Origin of the sequence: Rosenbergiella epipactidis (assembly GCF_018494055.1) — a bacterium.
Taxonomy (GTDB): domain Bacteria; phylum Pseudomonadota; class Gammaproteobacteria; order Enterobacterales; family Enterobacteriaceae; genus Rosenbergiella; species Rosenbergiella epipactidis.
Genome location: NZ_JABBFQ010000002.1, coordinates 282,862 through 308,403, shown reverse-complemented (window position 1 = coordinate 308,403; position 25,542 = coordinate 282,862). Strand labels below are relative to the sequence as shown.

Sequence of the window (25,542 nt, the reverse complement as noted above, 5' to 3'; positions counted from 1 at the left end):
GTTTGGCATGACAGAAAGTATCAGTTTGTGGCCATTGTTGGGGATAGCCGTAATAGTGCTAGGGTTTATCCTACGTTTTAACCCAGTACTGGTAGTGATCGTTGCCGGTATTGTTACCGGCGTAGCCGCGCAGATACCGCTACTAACGATTTTGGATAAAATGGGCGCTGGATTCCTCAATACACGGAATTTACCCTTTATTTTATTATTACCCTTGGCCGTCATTGGACTGCTTGAGCGCCATGGCTTGAAAGAAGCTGCACAAGGGTGGATTACTAAAATAAAAGGGGCGACGACCGGGCGTTTATTGATGGTGTACTTGCTTGTTCGTGAACTCACCGCCGCGCTGGGCTTAACCAGCTTAGGCGGCCATCCGCAAATGGTGCGTCCATTATTAGCACCGATGGCTGAAGGTAGCGCAGAAAAAACTTACGGATCCCTCCCTCCCGCGGTGCGTTATCGGATCCAAGCGATGGCCGCGGCGACGGATAATGTCGGGCTCTTCTTCGGTGAAGATATCTTTGTTGCCTTTGGTGCCGTTCTCTTTATGCATAACTTTATGCTTGAATCTGCAGGTATCCAAACTGAACCCCTGCATATTGCGTTATGGGGAATTCCGACAGCCTGTTTTGCCTTGATCGTTCATAGCGTCCGGCTTGCACGACTCGATCACCACCTACGCCGCGAGTTGGTGAACACAGTGCGTGATCATCAAGGGGGGCGAGATGATAGTTAAGCAAGAGATGCTCTATTGGTTAGCGGGCACCACATTACTGATCATCGCCGTGATGTCGTGGCGTGATAAACATAATCCACGACGAGTCACTACGGGCTTGTTTTGGGGAATTTATGGACTTCTGTTTTTTATTGGTGATTGGACCTATCAACTGATAGGTGACCGTCGGCTAGTCAATATTAGCGTGGGCATTGCGGTAGTCGGCATGGCCTTACTTGCTGGCTGTGGTGGGCTAAGGCTCGGTCGTTATTCTCAACGGACCGTACAACAGCGAGAAGCTAGCGCAAAACGCTTGGCGAGTCGCCTGTTTATTCCTGCATTGGCCATCCCCCTTGTGACGGTGATCGGCGTCGTATTTTTTACCTTCATTCCACAGATCCAACAGCAATTATTCGGTGCGGGTAATCATGCCACCTTGATTACGCTGTTCTCCATGACGGTCGGGACGCTTATTGCGCTAGTTATGGCATGGTTCATAACGGGAGAAACGATTTCCCAACCTCTGCAAGAAGCACGACGTCTGCTCGATTCGGTTGGCTGCGCCTTTATCTTACCGCAAGTGTTGGCCATGCTTGGCTTGCTCTTTACCTCTGCTGGCGTGGGGAATAGTCTTTCTTGGTTAACCGAGCAGTACCTAGCTGTCGATAATCGGTTGGTTGCAGTGGTGGTCTACGTTGTCGGCATGGCATTATTAACGATGATTATGGGGAATGCTTTTGCGGCATTCCCGATCGTGACGGCGGGTATAGGCATCCCTATTTTGGTGTTACAACAGGGCGGCAATCCGGCAGTGATGGCGGCGATAGGGATGTTTTCAGGTTACTGCGGAACCTTAATGACACCGATGGCCGCCAATTTTAATATTGTCCCGGCCGCCTTATTGGGCCTACCCGATAGGAATGCTGTGATTAAAGCGCAGATCCCAACGGGAGTCACCTTGTTAGGGATTAATATCCTGCTGCTCTATTACCTGATGTTTTTATAGAGGCGTATCAATGAAAACTGTTCTTTTAACCGGATTTGAGCCTTTTGGTGATGAGCTGATTAATCCTTCGTGGGAGGTCGTATCCCGTCTGGAAGGGGTGACGGAAGAAGGGGATCGTATCGTTTGCGTGCAACTGCCGTGCGTGTTCGGTAAGTCGCTTCAAGTATTATTGGCGGCGATTACTCACTACTCTCCTACTTTGGTCATCGCGGTCGGGCAAGCAGGGGGACGAACGGATATCTCCCTTGAGCGTATCGCCATCAACGTTGACGATGCGCGGATCCCAGACAATAAAGGGTATCAACCCATTGATAAACCGGTGGTTAAGAATGGGCCGGCAGCATGGTTTAGTACGCTCCCCATTAAAGCGATAGTTTACGCTCTGCAACAAGCGGGGATCCCGGCTTCGGTTTCCCAGACTGCCGGAACCTATGTGTGCAATCATGTTATGTATGGCTTACTGCATGCGTTAAGTGACAGACCTGAGGTGAGAGCGGGCTTTATCCATATTCCTTACTTACCTCAGCAAGCGGCGAAGCATTCAGGTAGTGCCAGTATGGCGGCGGAAACCGTTAAGCGAGGCCTGGAAATTGCGATCCATACTGCCCTACATGTCGAATTCGATGCGCGAATCGTTGGGGGGACAACGCATTGAACGCCGTTTTCCTTCTCGTTAAGTGAGCTGACGCTACTCTGTAGCGCTTCAGGCACGTAATAGAGTGTGAAGCGGATTTAAATATTAAAATATTTAATGTTTTTAATTGCGCTAGCATAAGCGCTTTATTTAATGAATTAAGTTAATTTTTAAAAAAATAATTGGAATTTTATCAGTAAAGAATGAGTGAGAGTCCTCTTCAATACGCTATATCTTACACTCTGCGTCACAAAATCTATCTTTATATTATCGTCTAAATATTTATTTAAACATAGCGAAAGCACCTAACAAAATAAATATTTATAGCGAAAATAACTGGTGTTAACCATTTTTATGGGTTTTAATTTTTACTTTAAAAGATGATGATATATTCGATAGGTCAAGGAGAAACGATTTTGTTGATCCTTGATTATTTTGAACTAGGTTGATCTCATATAATGTCTCGACAGACTTTTTTCGATTCTATTCAGCGGCTTTAAATAATTAAATATCCCAAAACGAGATCATCATTATGGAAAAGAAATTTATCTATCTATTTTGCTCAGCAGGTATGTCTACCTCACTCCTCGTCACCAAAATGCGTGAACAAGCCAATAAATATGAAGTCCCTGTTACCATTGAAGCTTTCCCCGAAACGCTGTTGGCAGAGAAAGGCGAACAGGCTGATGTTATTTTGTTAGGGCCTCAAATCTCTTACATGCTACCCGAATTTAAAGCGGCATTTCCCATAAAACCTATCGAAGTCATCGATTCAACTCTCTATGGAAAAGTTGATGGGTTGGGGGTATTGAAAGTCGCGATAGGATTGATAAAAAAGTCTTCACAATAAATAACGTCACATTATTCCTGTAAGAATAAAAATGTGACGAGTCATTATTATCCATCAACCGTCTTTATCCTGTTCGACCGCAAATATAAAAAACTCCATTTTTTATTTTATAAAGGTGTTAATTATGAGTATGGTTATTAATTATCTTGAAAGGATGCTGCTACCTTTTGCGGTAAAAATAGGGAGGCAGCCCCATATCAATGCCATTAAAAATGGTTTTATTAAATTAATGCCACTTACCCTTGCTGGGGCAATGTTTGTATTAATTAATAATGTCTTCCTGAGTTTTGGAGAAGGTTCCTTTTTTTATTCACTAGGTATACGCCTAGAGCCAAGTACCATTGCAACGCTCGAAGGTTTTAAGGCGATCGGCGTAAACGTTTACAACGGTACGCTGGGTATTATGTCGTTAATGGCTCCTTTCTTTATTGGCGCCGCCTTAGCGGAAGAACGTAAAGTTGATGCAATGGCGGCAGGGTTATTGGCCGTCGCGGCTTTTATGACGGTTACGCCCTATAGTGTCGGAGAGGCGTACGCCGTTGGCGCTAACTGGTTAGGCGGAGCGAATGTTATCTCGGGAATGATTATCGGGATTGTCGTGGCGGAATTGTTTACTTTTATTGTGCGTCGTAATTGGGTAATACGGTTACCCGAGAGCGTGCCGACGTCTGTGTCGCGTTCCTTTTCTGCTGTTATTCCAGGGCTGATCATTTTATCGATGATGGGGGGGATCTCTTTTGGATTAACCTACTGGCAGACTAATTTCCACCAAATCATCATGGATATGATCGCTACTCCGCTCGCTTCATTAGGGGCAGTTGTGGGGTGGGCTTATGTCCTACTCGTCCCACTGCTGTGGTTCTTTGGGGTACATGGTGCATTAGCCCTAGCGGCACTCGATAGTGCAATCATGACACCTTGGGCGTTAGAAAATGTTGCCACTTACCAGCAATACGGTTCTGTTGAGGCCGCACTCGAAGCAGGAAAAACGTTTCACCTTTGGGCTAAGCCAATGTTGGACTCCTATATTTTCCTAGGCGGTTCTGGGGCAACATTGGGGTTAATTCTGGCGATTTTTATTGCATCACGTCGCGCTGATCATCGTCAGATGGCAAAGCTAGCGTTACCCTCAGGGTTATTTCAAATCAACGAGCCTATTCTTTTTGGCTTACCGATTATTATGAACCCAATCATGTTCATCCCTTTCATTTTTATCTCTCCACTGTTAGCCGGTATTACGGTGGCTGCCTACTATTTTGGCATTATCCCGCCGATGACCAATATTGCCCCTTGGACAATGCCCACAGGCTTAAGCGCCTTCTTTAATACCAATGGCAGTGTGGCAGCCTTTCTCTTAGCCATGGTTAATTTAGGGGTGGCAACCTTGGTTTATCTACCCTTTGTGATGATTTCGAATAAAGCGCAAGCCGTTCTGGAACAAGAAGAAACGGAAGAAGAGATCGCTAACGCTTTAAAATTCTAATACCGAGAGGCTGTCGACTATCGGTTACGCCTGATTAATGAGGAAACAGTATGTTTGATTTGAATACAGTAGAACCTGACCACACTGAGACGAGTGATCTTGAAGAAATTGTCATGGGCTTAATTATCAATGCCGGTCAAGCGCGCAGCCTTGCTTACGCGGCATTAAAGGAAGCGAAACAAGGTCAGTTTATCGTTGCAAAAGAGATGATGGAAAATTCTCGACAAGCATTGAGTGATGCACATCGTGTACAAACGCAGTTGATTGAGAGCGATGCAGGGGAAGGCAAAGTGAAAGTGAGCTTAGTATTAGTTCATGCTCAAGACCATTTGATGAACGCAATGCTGGCCCGTGAACTCATTGCCGAAATGATTGAACTCTATGAAAACATGAACTGATTTTCCCTAGGTTAGGTCGTCGAAAATGAACATGACAGAAGTCCCCATCGCGCGTGAGCATCAACTGTTTAATGGACATAATTTCCATGTCTTTATCTTCACTAAAACGGAGAGCGTGAGTGGACTCCATCAACACGATTATTACGAGTTCACTATCGTCTTAACCGGACGTTATTATCAAGAAATTGATGGACAGCGGGTACTTTTAGAACGTGGGGATTTTGTCTTTATTCCCGTCGGCTCACAGCATCAGAGTTTCTATATTGCTGGCGCGACGCGTATTCTTAATGTGGGGATCAGTAAACGTTTTTTTGAAAAACATTTTCAATCGCTGTTTCCTAGCGAATTTACGGCAACCCAAGCCTATGCCATTGACACGCACTTTCTTGCTCATATTGAGTCGGTGATTACCTCTCACCATTTTCGCGAAAACGAGTTTGATGAGTTTATTGAAGTCGTCTGTTTTTATATCACCAATCGCTTAAGACATTACCGTGATGAACCGATCAGAGATACGGTTCCGCCCTGGTTAAGAAATACGGTTGAAGCCATGCACGACAAGCTGAAATTCGGTGATGCCGCGCTAGAGAATATGGTGCAACTTTCAGGGAAAAGCCAAGAGTATCTCACCCGAGCCACTCAGCGTTTTTATAGTAAAACACCGATGCAAATTATTAATAATATTCGTATTAATTTTGCCAAAAAACAGCTGGAAATTACTAACGCTTCAGTCACTGATATTGCATACGAATCCGGATACAGCAGTCCAAGCTTATTTATTAAAACATTTAAAAAATTTACTTCTTTTACACCGAATAATTATCGAAAAAAGATAAACAGTTGTAATGAAGAGTAACTCAGTAAGCGTTTGGGTGGGCGACGATTTCTTTAGCAGAAAATAGTCGTCAATAAAATTGACCAAATAAGGAAAAAATATGAGCCAAAAATTAAAAATTGTGACTATTGGTGGCGGAAGTAGTTATACCCCAGAACTACTTGAAGGGTTTATTAAACGCTATCACGAACTTCCTGTCACGGAGCTCTGGTTAGTCGATGTCGAAGAGGGACAAGAAAAGCTCGATATTATTCATGCATTGTGTGAAAGGATGATTGAAAAAGCAGGTGTGCCGATGAAGGTATTTAAGACCTTAGATCGCCGAGCCGCCTTGCAAGGTGCCGATTTTGTGACCACTCAACTGCGTGTTGGACAGTTAAAAGCGCGTGAAAAAGATGAACGAATTCCACTTAGTCATGGCTATTTAGGCCAAGAGACCAATGGAGCGGGGGGGCTATTTAAAGGATTACGTACGATTCCGGTCATTATTGATATCGTTAATGATGTGCAAGAAATTTGCCCAAAAGCTTGGATCATTAACTTTACGAATCCAGCCGGGATGGTGACAGAAGCTATCTACCGCCACACTCGTTTTAATCGTTTTATTGGGGTCTGTAATATTCCAATCGGTATGAAAATGTTTATCACCGATGTTTTACGCCTAACGCCAGACGATGACCTCAAAATAGATTTATTCGGCCTTAATCACCTCGTGTTTGTTCGGGAGGTATGGGTGAATGGTCAATCGCGGTTTGATGAACTGCTTGAGGGGATTGCTAGCGGTACGTTAAGTGCCAACTCCGTTAAAAATATTACCGATTTAGCCTTCAATGAGGGGCTTATTCGATCGTTACGCTTGATACCTTGCTCTTATCTACTTTATTACTTCAAGCCGAAAGAGATGCTCGCCATTGAAATGGGCGAATACTATAAAGGCGGGACGCGTGCCCAAGTGGTTCAACAAGTTGAGTATCAGCTTTTCGAACTCTACAAAAACCCTAATCTTGATGTAAAACCAAAAGAATTAGAACTTCGCGGGGGAGCTTATTATTCGGATGCCGCCTGTGAAGTGATTAATGCAATTTACAATAATAAACAGACTGAGCATTACGTTAATACTCCGCATAAAGGCCATATCGACAATATCCCTGCTGAGTGGTCGATTGAGATAACCTGTACTTTAGGTCAGGACGGTGCGCAGCCTACCCCACGTATTACGCATTTCGATGAGCAAGTATTAGGGCTTATTTATACCATTAAAGGCTTTGAAGTGGCGGCAAGTGAAGCGGCGATGAGTGGCGATTTTAATAAAGTGCAATTAGCCCTAAATCTTAGCCCACTTATTCATTCTGATAATGATGCCGAGTGCCTCGCTCGTGAGATGCTCTTAGCCCATGAACGGTGGTTACCCCATTTCGCAAAAACGATTAAGGATTTAAAAGTTTCAGAGGGAAACTAAATGACACCTTTATTAGTAGTCAATGCTGACGATTTTGGGCTGAGTAAGGGGCAAAATTATGGGATCATTGAGGCCCATCGGCAGGGTATCGTTACGTCGACAACGGCGATGGTGAATGGCGAAGCTATCGGGCATGCCGCCGAGTTATGTCAGCAGGTGCCTGAATTGGGGGTCGGCATGCATTTTGTCCTGACCTTAGGAAAACCATTATCGGCGATGCCGATACTCACGAGAGAAGGTCAGTTAGGTAAGTGGGTATGGCAGATGGCTGAAGAAGACCGATTACCGCCTCAGGAAATTACTCAGGAATTAGCCAGCCAATATCAGCGTTTTATTGAGCTATTCGGTTGTCCGCCTACACATATCGATAGCCATCATCACGTACATTTCATTCCGGAAATTTACGATATCGTGGATCGTTTTGCCCGCGAGAAAGATATCCCTATTCGTCGCGATCGACGCTCGTCAGCCGGCAATACTTCGGTGCAGCCTGCTGCCAGAAGTAGCGAAGGATTTTCCAGTGAGTTTTATGGTGATTCCCTCTCGGAAGCACTGTTTTTAAAAATACTCGATGATTCACTGCAATGTGGGGAAACGTCGTTAGAAGTGATGTGCCACCCTGCCTTTGTGGATGCCACCATTAAAAAGAGTGCGTACTGTTATCAGCGGTTAGTGGAATTAGAAATATTGACTTCGGCTTCATTAAAAAAGGAGATCACTCAACGCGGTTACCGTCTGACTAATTTTAAAACGATATAACTCATCAACACTGTTCTATTAATTTAATGACGTTGTTATTAACGGCTGCCTTTATTGGTTAACGCTGATATTCATTTAATTATCAGTTTGGTTATCGTTTTTCTACAATTAAGGCAGTTATTCCTTCATATTCTATTAGGGTAGCTATTTATGCGTACAATTAAAGGATTATCTCGTACGTTATGTTTATGTATTTCCGGGAGCACTGTTTTTTCTGCAGGAATATTCTCACCGGAAGTCAGTGCAGCAGGATTTATTGATGATTCGACGTTAACGGGTGGAATCTATTATTGGCAGCGTGAACGTGATCGCAAGGATGTGGCCGATAATGGCAAGTATAAAACAAATCTTTCCCATTCTACATGGAATGGGAATATAGATTTTCAATCCGGCTATGCGGGAGGTTTCTTTGGCATTGATATTGCAGCCTTTAGCGCAATTGAAATGGCAGAAAATTCTGCCAGTGGCCATCCTAATGAAATCGCCTTCTCGTCGAGTAATAAAGCCTACAGTGAAAACTTTAGTGGGGATAAAAGCGGCCTCGATCTTTATAAGGCTGCGGCGAAATTTAACTATGGGCCAATGTGGGCGCAAGCCGGTTATATTCAGCCAGCAGGGCAAACGTTATTAGCACCGCATTGGAGTTTACTACCTGGCACCTATCAGGGGGCTGAGGTTGGAGCCAAGATTGATTACGGTCAGGCTGGATCCTTAGCGTTCTCGTATATTTGGGCAAATGAATATAAGTCGCCGTGGCACCTTAAGATGGATCATTTTTACCAAAATGATCGACACTCTAAGGTGAAGTATCTGCACTCTGTAGGCGCTAAATATGATATTAAAAACGGCCTTGTTTTAGAAGCGGCACTGGGGCAGGCCGAAGGGTATATTGACCAATATTTTGCCAAAGCGAGCTATCAATTCGATATCGCCTCTTCCCCGCTGCGTACCAGTTATCAGTTTTATGGCGCACGGGATAAAGCCACACCCGGGGAGAGTAATGATATTTACGACGGAACCGCGTGGTTACAGGCATTAACTCTTGGCTATAAGGTTGCCGACGTCCTTGATCTCCGTTTAGAAGGCACTTGGGTAAAAGCCGAAGGGCAGCAGGGTTATTTTTTACAACGCATGACCCCGACCTATGCCTCCTCTAATGGGCGCTTGGATATCTGGTGGGATAACCGTTCTGATTTCAACGCGAACGATGAGAAAGCATTATTCATAGGTGCGATGTACGATCTGAAAAATTGGGATCTCCCTGGTTGGTCTGTCGGCGCGTCCTACGTGTATGCGTGGGATGCCAAACCTGGCAGGATGTCTTCGCCCGATGCGTATTACAACCCAAGTAATAGGTTGAAAGAGTCGGCCTACAGCCTCGACGCCAGTTATACGATCCAAGAAGGTCGCGCGAAAGGGACAATGTTCAAATTACATTTCACCCGTTACGACAATCATTCCACTATCCCAAGTTGGGGAGGCGGTTATGGCAATATTTTCCAAGATGAACGTGATGTGAAGTTTATGGTGATAGCGCCATTTACCCTTTTTTAAAAGCGTGAATGCCCTCTGTTGCTCGCACTCCTTAAGCTTAATCAAGGCCATAGGTATCGCATAGAATAGCGTTAGCAACCTCTAACGCTATGTATTGTGCTTATCGATACTCTTAGGGATGTTGATACCGACAGTAAGTAGGCGAGCAATATTTTCCGTCGTAAACGCGACGTTTTTTTCTCCCTCTTTTAGCGCCTCACCGAGAGGACCAGCTTTTCGCAAAATACCGAATATGGCTGTGAAATTCTCATCATAAAGGCTCTCAACACCCTCACCGATAGCACCCGCTAAGGCAATCACAGGAGTGTGAGGCGAGACTTTTTTAGTAATATTAGCCACTCCGTAAGGCGTTTTACCGAATTTTGTTTGATAATCGATACCGCCTTCTCCGGTAAATACGACATCAGCCCCTATGATTTTTTCAGCTAATCCCGTGAACTGAATAACGATATCAATCCCTTGTTGTAAATGTGCCGGAGTAAAAGCGAGTAAACCGGCACCCAAACCACCGGCAGCACCTGCGCCGGGAATCGTTGCGACAGAGATCCCTAACTGCGCATTAATTTTTTCTGCATACATTTCGAGATTTCTGTCTAGCGTTTGAATCATCTCAGGCGTTGCCCCTTTTTGTGGGCCAAACACGGACGAGGCACCATTAGGTCCAATCAGCGGATTAGTAACATCACAGGCGACGATAAAGTCAGTCTCGGCGATACGTGGGTCGATATCACTCATATCGATACTCGCTATCTTATGTAAATTGCCCCCTCCTAAACCGACCTCATTACCCTGTGAATCCGTAAATTTGATACCCAAAGCACAGGCCATACCTTGTCCGCCGTCGTTGGTTGCACTGCCACCCAGACCAATAATAATTTTTTGTACACCCAAGTCGAGAGCATGTTTGATCAGTTCTCCCGTCCCATAAGTGGTAGTGAATAGAGGGTTACGATTTTTTTCAGTGGTATGCGTAATGCCACTCGCCGATGCCATTTCTATTACGGCAGTTTCACCGTCGCCGAGTAAGCCCAATTCAGCTTGAACCCGATGATGAAGGGGCCCCATCACCTCAACGTTGATAATCTTGCCCTGTGTCGCATCGACTAAAGATTGCACCGTGCCTTCACCGCCATCTGCCATCGGGACTTTAACAATCTGACAATCACGGAAGACTCGCCTCAAGCCTTTTTCCATGCTATCGGCAACCTGTAAGGCCGTCATGCTCTCTTTGAAGGAGTCTGGAGCGAGGACAAATTTCATAGCGCTTTCCTTTTATGTGATGACGCCGCATTGCAAACATTAGGCGTGATAGTCATATAAAGCTAATTACTTACTAATTCGCTGGTAATAATGAAAAATATATCTTATTTTTTAAGATGCATTATTATCAGTTTAGTGTGCTATTCTGCAGGAACTCAGCTGAATTTATTTTTAAATAAATTGAGAGACACACATCGCCATTCTCTATTACAGCTCATTTATTCAGATGGCTAAACAAAGGTTGATATTTCCTCTTCTAATAATCAGTATATTGCACACAGTGAATGTAGACTATCTCTCACAGTGTATAATAATATCTGAATTACTCTAGCGATAATTAAGTGTAGGAGGGAGAATCGGGCAATAGAATTATAGCCTTACTCTCGCCATTCACTACCGGAAAAAACCTCTTAATTTATAACGGTGATATGTTTAATCCATTTTTTTCTCCCAAGTGGTACAACCGTTAGTTATTTTAACATTGGGTTTTAATTTAATAATTAACTGAACATTGGGTTCATTGCCGATAGTTCTGGAAATATGGCCTACATGTGTATCATTTTTTCGTGGGTGAGAAGAACTGTCTGCGTTAAATTGCATCTCTCCAGGTCCCTGAACGAGTACTGCTCCGTCAGTAGTTTCTACCGACCATTTACCCGATAAAGTGACTACCCATTGTGGTCCAGGTGCGTGGTGCCAAGTTCCGACGTAACCGGGCGGTAACACAGCATAGGCGATACTTTCTATTTGATCTGGAGCCACACCGATCCATTGTGGTGCCGAGGGTGGGGCATAAGTCTTAAACTGTAGCCCTTCAATCCGACATGATTGGATGTGAGTCGCCCCGCTTTTGTCTGCCCATACCATAGAGTATTTGATTGGAGGTTGACTCTTACCATTACTTTGAGTTGGGTGAGGATCTAGGGAGTCTACGTTATGTAGTACATTAGCTGAGTAACTGAACGACGATAATGAACTAAGACTTATCAAGATGCCTATTTTAAAGAAAGATTTATTCATCAGGATTCTCCAATAAATCCTAAAAGTATAGCAGGCGTCCATGAATAGTAATGGATATCACCATCAATATTGGACTAGCAGTTCGCATATCGAGATAGTACGATTCCCTATTTGAGGAAGCTAATAGCCTTATCGATATGGAGAAATAAAGTTCTATTTGGTTTAACTGCTCAGGGGGATCTAATTTATTTGAATTCGACTTCAGTCAATCTTAGACAATACCCAGACCTCATCTAAAAAAAGGTCAGTGAAAATGGCTTATTACAGGTATAGATGCAAGCTTCACGCGTACTAAGTAGTGGGGTATTAAGTTGTATGAGCATCCTTGGCCATACCCCAGAAACGACAAAGCCCCGCATTTCTGCGAGGCCTTTGAAAGAGTGGTGCCCGAACTCGGAATCGAACCAAGGACACGGGGGGCAATCCCTCAAAGAAAAGATAATAAAATTTAGCGTTTTTTTCTATCATTTTATTAATTTTAGCTAAGGGGTTAGATGTTGGTACTCGTTGTTATTTTTTCCTCATAAATATAGTTAAGTGCTAACCTAAATGACTTTACGTTTCCGATTTTTTATTAGGGGTATGGTATTTTTTCAGTTTTACTATGGGGGGAGTAGACTAATTTTCAGGGTGATATATTTATGCCGTATATGAAAAAGGTAGTAATGGAGTATCATTCCAACAAAACAATGTAAGATGATATTATAATTAAAGCTCCATTACTACCGTATAAAAATTAGTGTAAAGGTGAAGGGTTTAATAGTCCTTGGTAATCTACCATGCGACTACCGTCAAATACTTTTATTTTCTTTTCACTTACATTACTCGGGTTAATGGGAGCTATCTGTGTAGAATCGATCCCTGTGTAGTTCTCGAATATATTGATAAACTGAAGGGCGCTGATTGGGGTATCAATATTTGTACGGCCTTTAATATCATTTGAAAGAATAATAAATGGTACATGATAATTTTGTTTTTCAGAGTTACCATGCCTTACAGGTCTATCACTAGTATCAGTTGTCATGCCATGGTCAGAGAAATACATCATTAAAAATGATTCTTTATTTTCTTCTGCAATAGAGTAGGTTCGATGAAGGAAATCGTCTAGTTTGTTTATAGATGATACATAGCAATTAATTGGCGCTTTTTCGGAAAAGGTAAATCGTTGTGGGTATCCCATTAATCTTTTACATGGATCTGGGTGGGAGCCTATCATATGAATAAATATAACTTTTTTTTCTGGTTTTTTTAATATGCTAGGAAGTAAGTCAAGCATGCTGAAGTCATCAACGAGCTTAGAATTGAAGTCACCTTTTTTAAGAAAATAACGATGCTTGGCGCGCATAGCAATGACTGTTGATGGCGTATCATATTCACCGACAAAGCCTTGGTTGGAGATCCAGTAGGTTTCGTATCCGGCTTTATTTGCCAGAGCCACTACATTGTTATTAACTGTTGTTTTTATTCCATCACTCATGGCCAAGGTCCGTGGCAGAGAGAGAAAAGTATTAGGGGCAGCTGATATATAATTGTTCATGAAAATACCAGGGGCTTTTCTCAACCAAGGTGTATTGTCATGAGGGTAACCATAGAGAGATAAATAATTAGCAGAAACACTTTCACCAATAACAATAATAATATTGTTATATTTTGAGTTCGAAGTAACGCCACTAAAGCTATCGGGTATAAATGCTTCCTTTTCTAACTTAGTAAGGTCTTTTTTAGATTGGCATATATACTCTATAGCATCTTTAATCATTCTTTTAGGGTATGAGTTAGCAGACAAGGCTACAAGTAAAATTAGGCATAGATATTTGTTTTTTTTATTTAATTCGAATAGAGGGATAGTTGAATATCTATACAGGGAAATCCAGCAAACTACCATCAATACTAAAGGTATTCCAATAAGCCCACGTAAAAATTCTACCGTCTCATGGGAGTCTGTTTCTAAACCCGAGATAATAAATCCGTAGTTTAATCTTCCAAATTGAAAGCCAGTAGGAATGTATAAGGAAAGTAATAACAAAATAGCTAAAATTATTATTTTGGGATATTTACTTGTATTAGCGAGAAGTAGAATAGCTAACGTTAAAATGTAGTTACCCACATTTTTATAACCTAAGCATATAGGCATGATGAAACTAATGCAAAGGAATACAACAATATTATAGAGTGAAAAATAAGCACTTCTTTGACTCAGTGACATGCAACGAATTACCCTAAAACCTTTATTTTATAAGATTAATCTCAATCTCACAACTTTTTATCGCTATTTGAGGGCTACTGTAATTTTTTCACAATGAACAGGTCAGTTTGGAATAAGTAAAGTATACGAACGCTGTAGAAGGACTGAAATAGATTTCTTTTACACTATTTTCAATCAACTGGAAAATTATCATCATCAATATGATTCGCCGCAGTCTGAAGCCCATAAAGAGGCAAACAATCTGGAGAAGGCTAAGTCACGTTCTTACTAAAGAAACGCTAGAAAGGTCCAAATAGCGTCGCAGAGAAGAACGCAGTAGACCCTATCCCAGAAACGACAAAGCCCCGCATTTCTGCGAGGCCTTTGAAAGAGTGGTGCCCGAACTCGGAATCGAACCAAGGACACGGGGATTTTCAATCCCCTGCTCTACCGACTGAGCTATTCGGGCAACGGGGCGCATTAAACCGTAATCCGGCATTGGCGTCAATATCTTTCGGTGAAAATTGGTAATATCTTGGCTTTTTGCACTGTTTTTAGGCAACTTGCGGAAGAAATCGACATTAAAAGGGCTTCATTAGGTCGGAAACCCTTTTTAGCCATTAACTGCCGCTATGGTAAAGCGGGAAGGCACCGAAGAGCAGGCCACCCACCATCAACATCAAGCTGATAAAAATCCCCCACTTGATAGCCAATTTCTGGTGCTCGCCAACATCCACTTTCGCCAGTCCAGTCAGCAGGTATAGCGAAGGGACTAAGGGGCTAATAAGGTGGAACGGCTGGCCAATAATCGAGGCGCGAGCAATCTCCTCGGCTGAAATGCCATAACGCGCAGCAGTTTGTGCAATCACCGGTAGAATGCCGAAATAGAAGGCATCGTTCGACATAAAGAAAGTGAACGGCATACTGATGATGGCAGTGAATACCGGTAAATACGGACCAAAAGCGGGGGGAATGATAGAGAGAACCGACTTCGCCATTGCATCGACCATTCCGGTGCCGGACAGGATGCCAGTGAAGACGCCTGCGGCAAAAATCAGCGAGGTAACCGCCAAGACGTTCGCGGCGTGTGAGGCAATACGGTCTTTCTGTTCAGCCAGTTTAGGGTAATTCAACATTACCGCCAAAGCGAAGCTGACCATAAAAAGAATTTGAATCGGCACGATACGGACAACAAGTAGAACTTACAGCGCGGTGGTTAGCAGGAGATTGGGCCAAAACATCTTCGGACGCTTATTTTTCTCGCATTCCTCAAACGTCCCGCCGCCAAGATTAAGTTGAATATCGTGTAACGCCCCCACCTCTTGTCGGCCTAAGCGGCGACGCTCTTGGATACCGAACCAGGTCGCGACGGCAACTAAACTTACGCAGCCTAAAAAGATAGCCGGTAACATTGGAACGAAGATGTCTAAGGCATCGATATCGAGTGCCGCTGCCGCCCGAGCGGTGGGGCCGCCCCAAGGTGAAAGGTTCATTATACCGCTGGCAAGATTGACCACGCAGGTCATCATCAAGATATTGAGACCGAGCTTACGATACAGCGGTAAGAATGCGGCAATTGCGATCATGTAAGTGGTAGAGCTATCACCATCCAGAGAAACCAGTAATGTCAGAATCGCCGTTCCCGCTAATACTTTAACGGGATCGCCTTTCACAATGCGTAAGATAAATTTGACCAAAGGATCGAAAAGCCCAGCATCGATCATGATGCCAAAATAGAGGATCGAAAACGTTAACATTACGCCGGTGGGGGCGAGGGTTTTTACCCCTTTAAGCATCATCTCGCCTAAGCCTTGGTAAAAGCCGCCGAGTAGCGCGAATAGGATGGGAATAAGGATAAGTGCGATTAGGGCTGACATTCTCTTGGTCATGATGAGATACATAAAGCAAATCACCATGCTGAATCCCAGTATTGTTAACATATCAATACCTTCCATTTTGGGTAGGAGGTCGTGCCTCCTACGTTTTTATAGTTATTTATCATCATGTTAGATTAACGGATGCGCTAACATCATGCTGAATTGGGAAGCATTAGTTGTTAAGAATGTATCAGGAGGAATTGATTCTGGTAACTATGTGTTAACAATTGTGAGGGGGATTTGTTATTTTTTTGAGCAAGATCTCTGTTTACTTGATGGCGAGATAAGGGGGAACCTCTCGCTCCCCCGTCGTATCACTCTGCAGTAGGCAGTTGCTTGATAAATGCCTCGGGCGGGAGGAAACCGGTGATACGGGAGTTTGGGATCTCGTGGCCTTGTGCATCGAAGAACAGCAAGGTGGGTAGCCCCAGTACCTTCAGTGACGATAACAGTTCTACATCTTGCGGCTGATTCTTTGTCACGTTGGCTTGTAGGCGCTGCATACCACTCATCGCTTGCTGTACCTTGGGATCAGAGAAAGTGTATTTCTCAAATTCCTTACAGGCCACACACCAATCCGCATACAGGTCGAGCATGGTGATGGATTGATGCGGTTTGTTCAGCTTCTGCTCCAATGCTTGGCGGTTTGCGATAGGAGTAAATTGTTGAGCAGAAAGCGTCACCGTTGGGGTGACGGCAGAGGGGAACAGAGCCTCTTGAAGCGGGCGCGCGGCGATGACTGTCAGCACTAACCAAACCAAGGCCAACCAACGTCCCCAATTCTTGGGGCTTTTTAGGGATAAAATAAACGCCCAGCTCGCGAACGAGACAGCCAGTAATGCCCATAACCGTTCACCCCAAACTTCGCCGACTACCCGCTCGAGCAGGAAAACGGGTAGGGCAAGAATCACAAAACCAAAGCCTTCTTTCACGGTTTGCATCCAAGGCCCACTGCGTGGCAGTAACTTATTACCAAACAATGTCACGACAATCAGGGGTAATCCCATCCCTAATGCATAGAGGTAAAGTGTGCCAGCACCTTGCATTACCTGTCCACTTTGAGCGATATACAATAAAATGGCGCTAAGTGGGGCGGTGGTACAGGGGGAGCAAATTAGCCCGGCGAGAATTCCCATACAGAGCACGCCAACAATCGACCCTCCCTGTTGTTTATTACTCAGCAGGGCTAAACGCGTCTGTAGTGATGCCGGGAGTTGTAAACTAAAAGCGCCAAACATGGATAAGGCCAATAAAATAAAGAGTCCGGCTAGCAGTACTAATAACACTGGGTTCTGCAGCGCAGCTTGAAACTTCAACCCGGCCGCGGCGACGACTACGCCAAGTAGGGTGTAAGTGATCGCCATCCCCTGTACGTAAACAATCGCCAGTAATGCTGTACGGGAAAAGGAGAGTTGCTGTTTACGACCCAATATAATGCCTGAGATCAGCGGATACATCGGTAACACACAGGGCGTAAAGGCCACACCAATACCGATTAACAGTGCCCAAAGTGGCGTATAGGGCAGGTTGCCTGAGGAGGCTGGCTCTGGCTGCACAGACGGCGCGGTGGCAGGCATGGCTACCACGGCATTGAGCGGCACGGTTTTAGTTTCCGGTGGATAGCAAAAACCGGCGGCGGCACAGCCTTGATAGGTCACGATAAGTGTAGGGGGATGCTGGGTAGCGGTAATCGGCACTGACAGTGTAATGTCTTGCGGATAAATTTCGCTGTCACCAAAAAACTCATCACGGTGAGGCTTACCTTGAGGAAGCTGCCATGACCCGAGCGAAGCATCACGCGCCTCTACACTGATTTTCTGGCGATAAAGATAGTAACCCTGTTTAACCTGCCAGCGTAGTGTGACGGTATTGGCTTGCTGAGAAAAATCGAAGCCAAATGCCTGATCGACCGGAACAAAGCCTTTTTGTTGACCAAAAAGATCGGCTTGTGCCCCAACAGGTAACAACGTTATGAGCAGTAAAATTATACGAATAAAGAGGCCTGAACTCATTGAACCCTTCACTATTGTTAAGCGGCTAAGTGGTGAAAAAGAGGTGGGCGAGCATAACATGAAAACAGCATTGCTAAAAAAGCCAGCAATGCTGTTTACCAGAAGAGTGATTAAGCGTCTTCGTTAAATAATTTTGCTTTATAGGCAGGATGCATCAGGTTTTCTACGGAGAAAATATCGTCGAGTTCTGATTCGGTCAGCAGTTCTCTTTCGAGTACGACTTCACGCACACTTTTCCCGGTTTCGGCACAGATTTTACCCACAATATCGCCATTATGGTGGCCAATATAAGGGTTTAGATAGGTGACGATACCGATTGAATTAAATACGTAGGACTCACAGATAGCTTGGTTAACAGTGATGCCGTTAACGCATTTCTCCAGCAGGTTGTAACAAGCATTGCTGAGGATGGAAATCGACTCGAACATCGCTTGACCGATAACGGGTTCCATCACATTTAATTGCAGTTGCCCAGCTTCTGCCGCCATCGTCACAGTGGTGTCATTACCAATCACCTTGAAGCACACTTGGTTAACCACTTCAGGCACCACAGGGTTGACCTTGGCTGGCATGATAGATGAACCGGCCTGTAATTGCGGCAGATTGATCTCGTTCAGCCCCGCACGAGGACCCGAAGAGAGTAAGCGTAAATCATTACAAATTTTTGAAAGCTTAACCGCTAAACGTTTTAATGAAGAGTGGACCATGACATAAGCGCCACAGTCAGAGGTCGCTTCAATTAGGTCTTCCGCTGCGACGACGGGCAGTTGTGTGATCTGTGCAAGGTAGTTAATCGCGAGCGTTTGATAGCCTTCAGGCGTATTGAGACGTGTACCGATAGCCGTTGCGCCGAGATTGACTTCTAACAATAACTGAGCGGTGTGCAGAATACTCTTTGTCTCTTCTTTCAGTAACACACTGAACGCTTTGAACTCTTGCCCAACGGTCATTGGTACCGCATCTTGTAACTGGGTACGGCCCATTTTTAAGATGTGGGAGAACTCTTTTGACTTGCGATCAAAGCCTTCACTTAACTGAGTGATGGCTTCTATAAGTTTAAGCAGGGAGTGGTAGACGGCGATACGAAAACCGGTAGGGTAGGCATCGTTGGTCGACTGACACATATTAACGTGATCGTTAGGGTTAAGGTGTTGATATTCACCTTTTTGGTAACCCATCAGCTCCAGCCCAATATTGGCCAGTACCTCATTGGTATTCATATTGACCGAGGTCCCCGCGCCACCTTGGTAGACGTCTACAGGAAATTGATCGACACAGGTACCGTTATTCAGGACTTCGTCACAGGCCTTGATAATCGCTTCGGCAATGCTGCGAGGCAGCGTCTTAAGGTCACGGTTGGCTAATGCTGCCGCCTTTTTCACCATTACCATGCCGCGAACAAATTCAGGAATGTCACTGATTTTACTGCTGCTTATATAAAAATTTTCAATCGCACGTAACGTATGAATTCCAAAGTAAGCATCAGCGGGAACTTCACGCATGCCGAGGAGGTCTTCTTCGATACGAATATTTTTGGTCATGAGAGCCTTCTTATAATAGGTCGTCGTTTTCCATGTCGACGGTAATGTTGCCGTATAAATTTAACCGGTACTGCGCGAAGCGTAGCAAACCGTGACGCGATCATAGGCTGTTTTATTTAAAATTCAGCCACACAGATCACTATATAGTAACTTTTTTTTTACATTTAATCCCTCGGTAACCGTGATTACCGAATCATTGTGCTTAGTGTATGAATAGGCGCTAAGATTTAACAATAGTAAAAACGAATTGTTTACGGCAGTGATTCCACGCTTAACCGTTCTAGATGACAATTATTGACAAAAAAGTCGTCCTTTTACGCTGCTTTCTGCGGAAATCACCTTGAATTGCCGCTAATACGTACCCATGATTAGGAAATAGGTCGAACAGCGATCCTTTTTACGAATTTGAGGAGACCACCGTGCGTTGGTTACCATTTATAGCTTTATTTATCTTGGCATGGATCGAGATATCACTCTTTATTAAAGTCGCTCATCTCTTTGGTGTGCTACTAACGTTGTTACTGGTGATAGCCACTTCAGCAATAGGCTTATCTTTGGTGAAAAATCAAGGCATTAAGAACTTCCGCTTAATGCAGGAAAAACTTGTCCGTAATGAGAACCCAGCACCCGAAATGACACGGGGCTTATCCCTATTTCTGTCGGGATTTTTATTGATATTACCCGGCTTCTTTACCGATTTCTTAGGTGCCTTACTGCTACTTCCGCCCGTGCAGCAACGACTGACCCATAAGTTGATGCCCTTTATCACTGTTTGGGGCGGCCGCGGCCAAACGGCTCAAGATTCGGGCTATACCATGGAAGGGGAGTTTGAACGTCGCGAAGAGAAACGTCTCGACTATCGTGACGATAGTACGTCAACGCACAAAACAGATTAATCCCCTCTTTTATCACGCTAGCTGACCCTAGCGTGATATCGCTTGAGTTCCCCGTACTCTGCTAGCCTAAAAACCTTTCAATAGGGAATTTTTTCAAAAAAAATTTTCTATCTCCCCTTGAAAGTGAAGCCTGTCGTCCCTACCTCTGAAGTCACGAAGCCAGATTGGCATCAAATTTAAAATAATGCGTGATTAGCTATCTCATAGGAGAACGATCAAATGAACATTCGTCCATTACATGACCGTGTAATTGTTAAGCGTAAAGAAGTTGAAGCAAAATCAGCAGGCGGTATCGTATTGACTGGTTCTGCGGCGGGCAAATCAAGCCGTGCTGAAGTGTTAGCGGTGGGCAATGGTCGCATTCTTGAAAATGGTGAAGTAAAACCACTGGACGTAAAAGTCGGTGATGTAGTGATCTTTAACGAAGGTTACGGCGCTAAAACAGAAAAGATTGATAACGAAGAAGTTCTTATCATCTCCGAGAACGATATCCTCGCCGTCGTGACTGCGTAATTACACGAAATATTTCATTGTAAAATTTTGAAGGAATAGAAAATGGCTGCTAAAGACGTAAAATTTGGTAACGACGCACGCGTTAAAATGCTACGTGGCGTAAACATCCTTGCTGATGCGGTAAAAGTGACTCTGGGTCCTAAAGGCCGTAACGTTGTTCTCGATAAATCATTTGGTTCTCCTACCATCACTAAAGATGGTGTTTCTGTTGCGCGCGAAATCGAATTAGAAGATAAGTTCGAAAACATGGGCGCTCAAATGGTTAAAGAAGTCGCCTCTAAAGCGAATGATGCGGCAGGTGACGGTACGACTACCGCAACTGTTCTTGCGCAATCTATCGTTAATGAAGGTCTTAAAGCTGTTGCAGCGGGCATGAACCCAATGGACCTGAAGCGCGGTATCGACAAAGCGGTTATCGCGGCTGTTGAACAACTGAAAACACTATCTGTTCCTTGCTCTGACTCTAAAGCCGTTGCACAGGTTGGTACCATCTCTGCAAACTCTGATACCAGCGTTGGTACCTTGATTGCTCAAGCGATGGAAAAAGTTGGCAAAGAAGGTGTTATCACCGTTGAAGAAGGTACTGGTCTACAAGACGAGTTAGACGTCGTAGAAGGGATGCAGTTTGACCGTGGATACCTTTCTCCTTACTTCATCAACAAGCCAGAAACCGGTGCAGTTGAACTTGAACAACCTTTCATCCTGTTAGCAGATAAGAAAATCTCTAACATCCGTGAACTGTTACCTGTACTGGAAGCGGTGGCTAAAGCAGGTAAACCTCTGCTGATCATTGCTGAAGATGTCGAAGGCGAAGCACTGGCTACCCTAGTGGTTAACACCATGCGTGGCATCGTAAAAGTGGCTGCGGTTAAAGCTCCTGGTTTTGGTGATCGCCGTAAAGCGATGCTGCAAGATATCGCAATCCTAACCGGTGGTTCTGTGATTTCTGAAGAGATTGGTATGGAGCTGGAAAAAACAGCTTTAGAAGATCTGGGTCAAGCGAAGCGTGTTGTGATCAGCAAAGACACCACGACTATCATCGATGGTATCGGTGAAGAAGCCAATATCAAAGGTCGTGTGACACAAATTCGTCAACAAATCGAAGAAGCAACTTCTGATTACGACAAAGAAAAACTTCAAGAGCGTGTTGCTAAACTGGCGGGCGGCGTAGCTGTTCTGAAAGTCGGTGCAGCCACTGAAGTTGAGATGAAAGAGAAGAAAGCGCGCGTTGAAGATGCGTTACACGCAACGCGTGCAGCCGTTGAAGAAGGCGTCGTAGCAGGCGGTGGTGTTGCACTGGTTCGCGTTGCAGCGAAAATCACCGGTCTGACTGGCGATAACGAAGACCAAAACGTGGGTATCCGTGTTGCACTGCGTGCAATGGAAGCACCACTGCGTCAAATCGTTTCTAACGCAGGTGAAGAGCCATCTGTTGTTGCGGATAAAGTGAAGCAAGGCGAAGGTAACTTCGGTTACAACGCGGCAACAGAAGAATACGGCAACATGATCGACTTCGGTATCTTAGACCCAACGAAAGTTACGCGTTCTGCACTGCAATACGCTTCATCTGTTGCCGGTCTGATGATCACTACTGAATGTATGATCACCGAACTGCCTAAAGATGATAAAGCTGACTTAGGTGCTGCAGGTGGTATGGGCGGCATGGGGGGAATGGGCGGTATGATGTAAGGTGACTCCGGTCACTGGCAATCATTGCCTTTCTAACCAGACAGCGTGAGCTGTCGAGTTAGCCAGACGAAACCCTAGCGAAAGCTAGGGTTTTTTTATCCCTAGCGGATAAGCGAGGCGGGTAGTCTGTCAGATTATCGAAACTCAACTATGCTTAGCTTTTAACCGATAAATCGCTACGACAGGGCACTGTCCTAAGTCAGACTTTTCACAGCATGGCTGGAATTTAACGATAATTGCCGATATTCTAACGGCTCTTAAGTAAGCCAAACGTTGTAAAGCCTAACTAGGCACCAGGTAATACTCTAATACGTATAATAACGAGGAATAAAATGCGTTTACTTTCAGTCATTCCAGTTTTCCTAGCAGTACTTGTCGTCGCGGGCTGTAGTTCGTCCGGTAATCAATTGAATGCGGCGGGGCAGAATGTGCGTTTTGTGGACCAGCAACCTGGCGCAGAATGCCACTATATTGGTACAGCGAGCGGTGAGCAGAGTAATTGGTTTTCTGGTCAGCAAATCGAAGGCGGTAACTCTTTACGTGGTGCGGCAAATAACTTACGTAATCGTGCAGCAGAAATGGGCGGTAACGTGATCTATAACGCAAGTACGCCGGGGCTTAGCTTAGTGTCGAGCTTCGTGCCTGTCGCGACGAAGATGTCTGGCCAAGTCTATAAGTGCCCATAATGATTTAACGACTAAGCGTATCAAACTGGGTTGATACGCTTAGCAATAGCCCTAGTTGAGGGCGCGTAAACCTTGTTGCTTTTGATGTAACTCAGTGGTGATTTTCTCAATGTCGGCTTGTTTCTCAGCGATTTTGCCACGGTATTTAGCCATTTTCTCCGCGTTATTCTTCGCGGTCGCTTTTTGAAGGTCTTGTTGACTCTCTTGTAAATCCTGTTGTTTCTCTTTTAATTTGCGTTGCAGTTTTTCAACGTCTTGTTCTGCATCCTGGCGAACGCTTGACGCCGTACAGTTCTCTTTAACTTCTGCTAAGGCTTTTTTCAAGCCGGCGACTTGATGGCTATTATTATGCTGTTGTGCGTAACCGAGTTGTTCGTTTAACGCTGCTTCTTTTTGGGCACAGGTTTGTACGGCAAAGGCCTGCTGGGTCATTAGCAAGGCAGCAAGAGAGAGTAACGGAACAGATAATTGCTTTTTCATAGATATTCCTTTCATAAAAGATTTATCGTCAGTTAGGGTGATTACGCCAATTACACCTGACGGAGCTGTAAGTCCAATGGCGTTTTACTCGGTTCGCCACCGATTTCCCGAGCAAGACGGGGAACCAGATAGCCTGACACTTTACTCAATAAGCCATGCATAATGATACGCGCTTGTTCATCGGAGACATAAAAGTGTGCGGCACCCTGTACTTTATCCAAAACATGGAGGTAGTACGGGAGAATTCCGACTTCAAACAGACGGTTACTTAGGTTAGCAAGAATGGTGGCATCGTCGTTGATATCGCGCAATAAAACACTTTGATTCAGCAATGTAACGTTAGCGGCCTTTAGGCGTGCCATTGCTTGGGCGAACTCCGCATCAATTTCTTGAGCATGATTGACGTGGGTCACCATAATCACTTGTAAACGAGAAGCCGCAAGCCGTTGGCAAAAGGTTTCTGTGACACGAGCGGGAATCACGACCGGTAAACGCGAATGGATCCGTAAGCGTTGAACATGAGGGATAGCTTCCAATTCACCGATTAGATAGTCCAACTCATGATCCTTCGCCATCAAAGGATCTCCCCCTGAGAAGATAATTTCGTTTAATTCTGGGTGTTGGCGGATATAATCAAGCGCGACTTGCCAATTGCGCTTATTACCTTGGTTATCTTGGTACGGGAAATGGCGGCGGAAACAGTATCGACAGTTTACTGCGCAGCCACCTTTGACTAATAACAGCGCACGGTTAACGTATTTATGCAGTAACCCAGGTACTGCTGCGGTTTGTTCATCCAATGGATCAGTCGAATAGCCAGGCGTTACAGTAAACTCGCTAGCTTGAGTGACGACTTGGCGTAATAGGGGATCGTTAGGATCGCCTTGAGCCATTCGACGAATGAATGCACGGGGTACACGCAGTGCAAATAAACGGCGTGCGTCATGGCCTGCCTGAAGTTCAGGGAGGTGATCGAGATTTAAAAGTTGTAGTAATTCAGCAGGTTCTGTTACAACGTCTGCAAGTTGCTGCAACCAATCTTCTCTCGCAGGGGTATTTAGGGTTACAATGTTTGCCATTTTTGGCTTCATACCAGTGATTATTTATAGAGGGCCTTCATGGCAACATATTCTAGCAACGATTTTCGTAACGGTCTTAAAATCATGTTCGACAACGAACCTTATGCTATCGAAGCAAGTGAGTTCGTTAAACCCGGTAAAGGCCAAGCTTTCGCACGCGTAAAAATGCGTCGTCTGTTAACCGGTAAATTGATTGAAAAGACGTTCAAATCAACCGATTCAGCAGAAGGTGCTGATGTTGTTGATGTGACCTTAACTTACCTCTACAACGATGGTGAGTTCTGGCATTTCATGAACAACAACACTTTCGAGCAACTCGCTGCAGACGCTAAAGCAGTCGGTGAAAACGACATCTGGTTACAAGACCAAGCTGAATGTATCGTTACTTTATGGAATGGTAACCCGATTAGCATTCTTCCACCAAATTTCATTGAAGCTGAAATCGTCGAAACTGACCCAGGTCTAAAAGGCGACACAGCAGGAACCGGTGGTAAGCCAGCTAAATTAACAACCGGTGCTGTCGTGAAAGTACCTTTGTTTGTTCAGATTGGTGAAGTTATTCGTGTTGATACGCGTTCTGGCGAATACGTCTCACGCGTTAAGTAAGTCTA

22 protein-coding genes, 1 tRNA gene and 1 pseudogene are annotated in these 25,542 nt (G+C 44.5%); 15 read left to right on the top strand and 9 right to left on the bottom strand.

The window, feature by feature from the left end; genetic code table 11:
• Positions 1-7: 7 nt before the first annotated feature.
• The 10 genes from HGT71_RS04340 (at position 8) to chiP (ending at position 9,693) form a co-directional block, all read left to right on the top strand.
• A complete protein-coding gene (locus tag HGT71_RS04340) occupies positions 8-736 on the top strand; it encodes a DUF969 domain-containing protein (RefSeq protein ID WP_214216751.1) in 729 nt (242 codons plus the stop codon).
• Positions 726-1,721: a DUF979 domain-containing protein gene (locus tag HGT71_RS04335; protein WP_214216750.1), complete on the top strand. Its 996-nt coding sequence runs from the start codon at positions 726-728 to the stop codon at positions 1,719-1,721. Before HGT71_RS04340 ends, HGT71_RS04335 begins: the two co-directional genes overlap by 11 nt.
• A 10-nt stretch (positions 1,722-1,731) precedes the next feature.
• Positions 1,732-2,376, top strand: coding sequence for a pyroglutamyl-peptidase I (gene pcp, locus HGT71_RS04330; protein WP_214216749.1), 645 nt, complete (start codon positions 1,732-1,734; stop codon positions 2,374-2,376).
• A 511-nt stretch (positions 2,377-2,887) separates the two neighbouring features.
• A complete protein-coding gene (locus HGT71_RS04325; protein WP_062811964.1) occupies positions 2,888-3,205 on the top strand; it encodes a PTS sugar transporter subunit IIB in 318 nt (105 codons plus the stop codon).
• A gap of 124 nt (positions 3,206-3,329) precedes the next feature.
• Positions 3,330-4,688: a PTS N,N'-diacetylchitobiose transporter subunit IIC gene (gene chbC, locus HGT71_RS04320; RefSeq protein WP_214216748.1), complete on the top strand. Its 1,359-nt coding sequence runs from the start codon at positions 3,330-3,332 to the stop codon at positions 4,686-4,688.
• Positions 4,689-4,738: 50 nt separating this feature from the next.
• The gene (gene chbA / locus HGT71_RS04315; protein WP_214216747.1) at positions 4,739-5,086 is read left to right on the top strand and encodes a PTS N,N'-diacetylchitobiose transporter subunit IIA; all 348 of its coding nucleotides are present in this window, start codon (positions 4,739-4,741) and stop codon (positions 5,084-5,086) included.
• Positions 5,087-5,111: 25 nt separating this feature from the next.
• Positions 5,112-5,942 carry a transcriptional regulator ChbR gene (gene chbR, locus HGT71_RS04310; protein ID WP_214216746.1) on the top strand — a complete coding sequence of 277 codons (831 nt, stop codon included), beginning with the start codon at positions 5,112-5,114 and terminating at the stop codon, positions 5,940-5,942.
• A gap of 79 nt (positions 5,943-6,021) precedes the next feature.
• Positions 6,022-7,380 carry a 6-phospho-beta-glucosidase gene (locus HGT71_RS04305; protein WP_214216745.1) on the top strand — a complete coding sequence of 453 codons (1,359 nt, stop codon included), beginning with the start codon at positions 6,022-6,024 and terminating at the stop codon, positions 7,378-7,380.
• Positions 7,381-8,139: a chitin disaccharide deacetylase gene (gene chbG / locus HGT71_RS04300; RefSeq protein ID WP_214216744.1), complete on the top strand. Its 759-nt coding sequence runs from the start codon at positions 7,381-7,383 to the stop codon at positions 8,137-8,139.
• A 150-nt stretch (positions 8,140-8,289) separates the two neighbouring features.
• Positions 8,290-9,693: a chitoporin ChiP gene (gene chiP / locus HGT71_RS04295; RefSeq protein ID WP_214216743.1), complete on the top strand. Its 1,404-nt coding sequence runs from the start codon at positions 8,290-8,292 to the stop codon at positions 9,691-9,693.
• Between the two features lie 87 nt (positions 9,694-9,780).
• Here the strand turns inward: chiP and HGT71_RS04290 are convergent, their stop codons facing one another.
• The 7 genes and pseudogenes from HGT71_RS04290 to aspA all read right to left on the bottom strand — a co-directional run bounded on the left by HGT71_RS04290 (position 9,781) and on the right by aspA (position 19,588).
• Complete coding sequence (locus HGT71_RS04290; protein WP_214216742.1) at positions 9,781-10,953, bottom strand: glycerate kinase; 1,173 nt, start codon at positions 10,951-10,953, stop codon at positions 9,781-9,783.
• Between the two features lie 432 nt (positions 10,954-11,385).
• On the bottom strand, positions 11,386-11,973 hold the full coding sequence (locus HGT71_RS04285; RefSeq protein WP_244986394.1) for a cupin domain-containing protein: 588 nt from the start codon (positions 11,971-11,973) through the stop codon (positions 11,386-11,388).
• A gap of 736 nt (positions 11,974-12,709) precedes the next feature.
• Positions 12,710-14,179, bottom strand: a complete 1,470-nt coding sequence (locus HGT71_RS04280) for a phosphoethanolamine transferase (protein ID WP_214216741.1) — start codon at positions 14,177-14,179, stop codon at positions 12,710-12,712.
• 372 nt (positions 14,180-14,551) lie between these two features.
• Positions 14,552-14,627, bottom strand: a tRNA-Phe gene (locus HGT71_RS04275).
• A 151-nt stretch (positions 14,628-14,778) separates the two neighbouring features.
• A pseudogene (locus HGT71_RS04270) lies at positions 14,779-16,098 on the bottom strand (CitMHS family transporter).
• Between the two features lie 251 nt (positions 16,099-16,349).
• Positions 16,350-18,047 carry a protein-disulfide reductase DsbD gene (locus tag HGT71_RS04265; RefSeq protein ID WP_214216740.1) on the bottom strand — a complete coding sequence of 566 codons (1,698 nt, stop codon included), beginning with the start codon at positions 18,045-18,047 and terminating at the stop codon, positions 16,350-16,352.
• Positions 18,048-18,157: 110 nt separating this feature from the next.
• Entirely contained in the window at positions 18,158-19,588 is a 1,431-nt protein-coding gene (gene aspA, locus HGT71_RS04260) for an aspartate ammonia-lyase (RefSeq protein ID WP_214216739.1), read from the bottom strand.
• A 419-nt stretch (positions 19,589-20,007) separates the two neighbouring features.
• Between aspA and HGT71_RS04255 the strand changes: the two genes are divergently transcribed.
• From HGT71_RS04255 to HGT71_RS04240, 4 genes are all read left to right on the top strand, one after another.
• Positions 20,008-20,484 carry an FxsA family protein gene (locus HGT71_RS04255; RefSeq protein WP_214216738.1) on the top strand — a complete coding sequence of 159 codons (477 nt, stop codon included), beginning with the start codon at positions 20,008-20,010 and terminating at the stop codon, positions 20,482-20,484.
• Positions 20,485-20,703: 219 nt separating this feature from the next.
• On the top strand, positions 20,704-20,997 hold the full coding sequence (locus HGT71_RS04250; RefSeq protein ID WP_048911342.1) for a co-chaperone GroES: 294 nt from the start codon (positions 20,704-20,706) through the stop codon (positions 20,995-20,997).
• A 42-nt stretch (positions 20,998-21,039) separates the two neighbouring features.
• On the top strand, positions 21,040-22,686 hold the full coding sequence (gene groL / locus HGT71_RS04245; protein WP_214216737.1) for a chaperonin GroEL: 1,647 nt from the start codon (positions 21,040-21,042) through the stop codon (positions 22,684-22,686).
• Positions 22,687-23,018: 332 nt separating this feature from the next.
• Positions 23,019-23,372, top strand: a complete 354-nt coding sequence (locus HGT71_RS04240; protein WP_214216736.1) for a DUF4156 domain-containing protein — start codon at positions 23,019-23,021, stop codon at positions 23,370-23,372.
• A 51-nt stretch (positions 23,373-23,423) separates the two neighbouring features.
• Here HGT71_RS04240 and HGT71_RS04235 read toward each other — a convergent pair whose 3' ends face one another.
• Together HGT71_RS04235 and epmB are read right to left on the bottom strand one after the other, a co-directional pair.
• Positions 23,424-23,852 (bottom strand): DUF1090 domain-containing protein, encoded by a 429-nt coding sequence (locus tag HGT71_RS04235; protein WP_214216735.1) that lies wholly within the window; start codon positions 23,850-23,852, stop codon positions 23,424-23,426.
• A gap of 50 nt (positions 23,853-23,902) precedes the next feature.
• Positions 23,903-24,931, bottom strand: coding sequence for an EF-P beta-lysylation protein EpmB (gene epmB / locus HGT71_RS04230; protein WP_214216734.1), 1,029 nt, complete (start codon positions 24,929-24,931; stop codon positions 23,903-23,905).
• Between the two features lie 39 nt (positions 24,932-24,970).
• Here epmB and efp point away from each other — a divergent pair, with 39 nt between their 5' ends.
• On the top strand, positions 24,971-25,537 hold the full coding sequence (gene efp / locus HGT71_RS04225) for an elongation factor P (protein ID WP_062811972.1): 567 nt from the start codon (positions 24,971-24,973) through the stop codon (positions 25,535-25,537).
• The last annotated feature ends 5 nt before the right edge of the window (positions 25,538-25,542 follow it).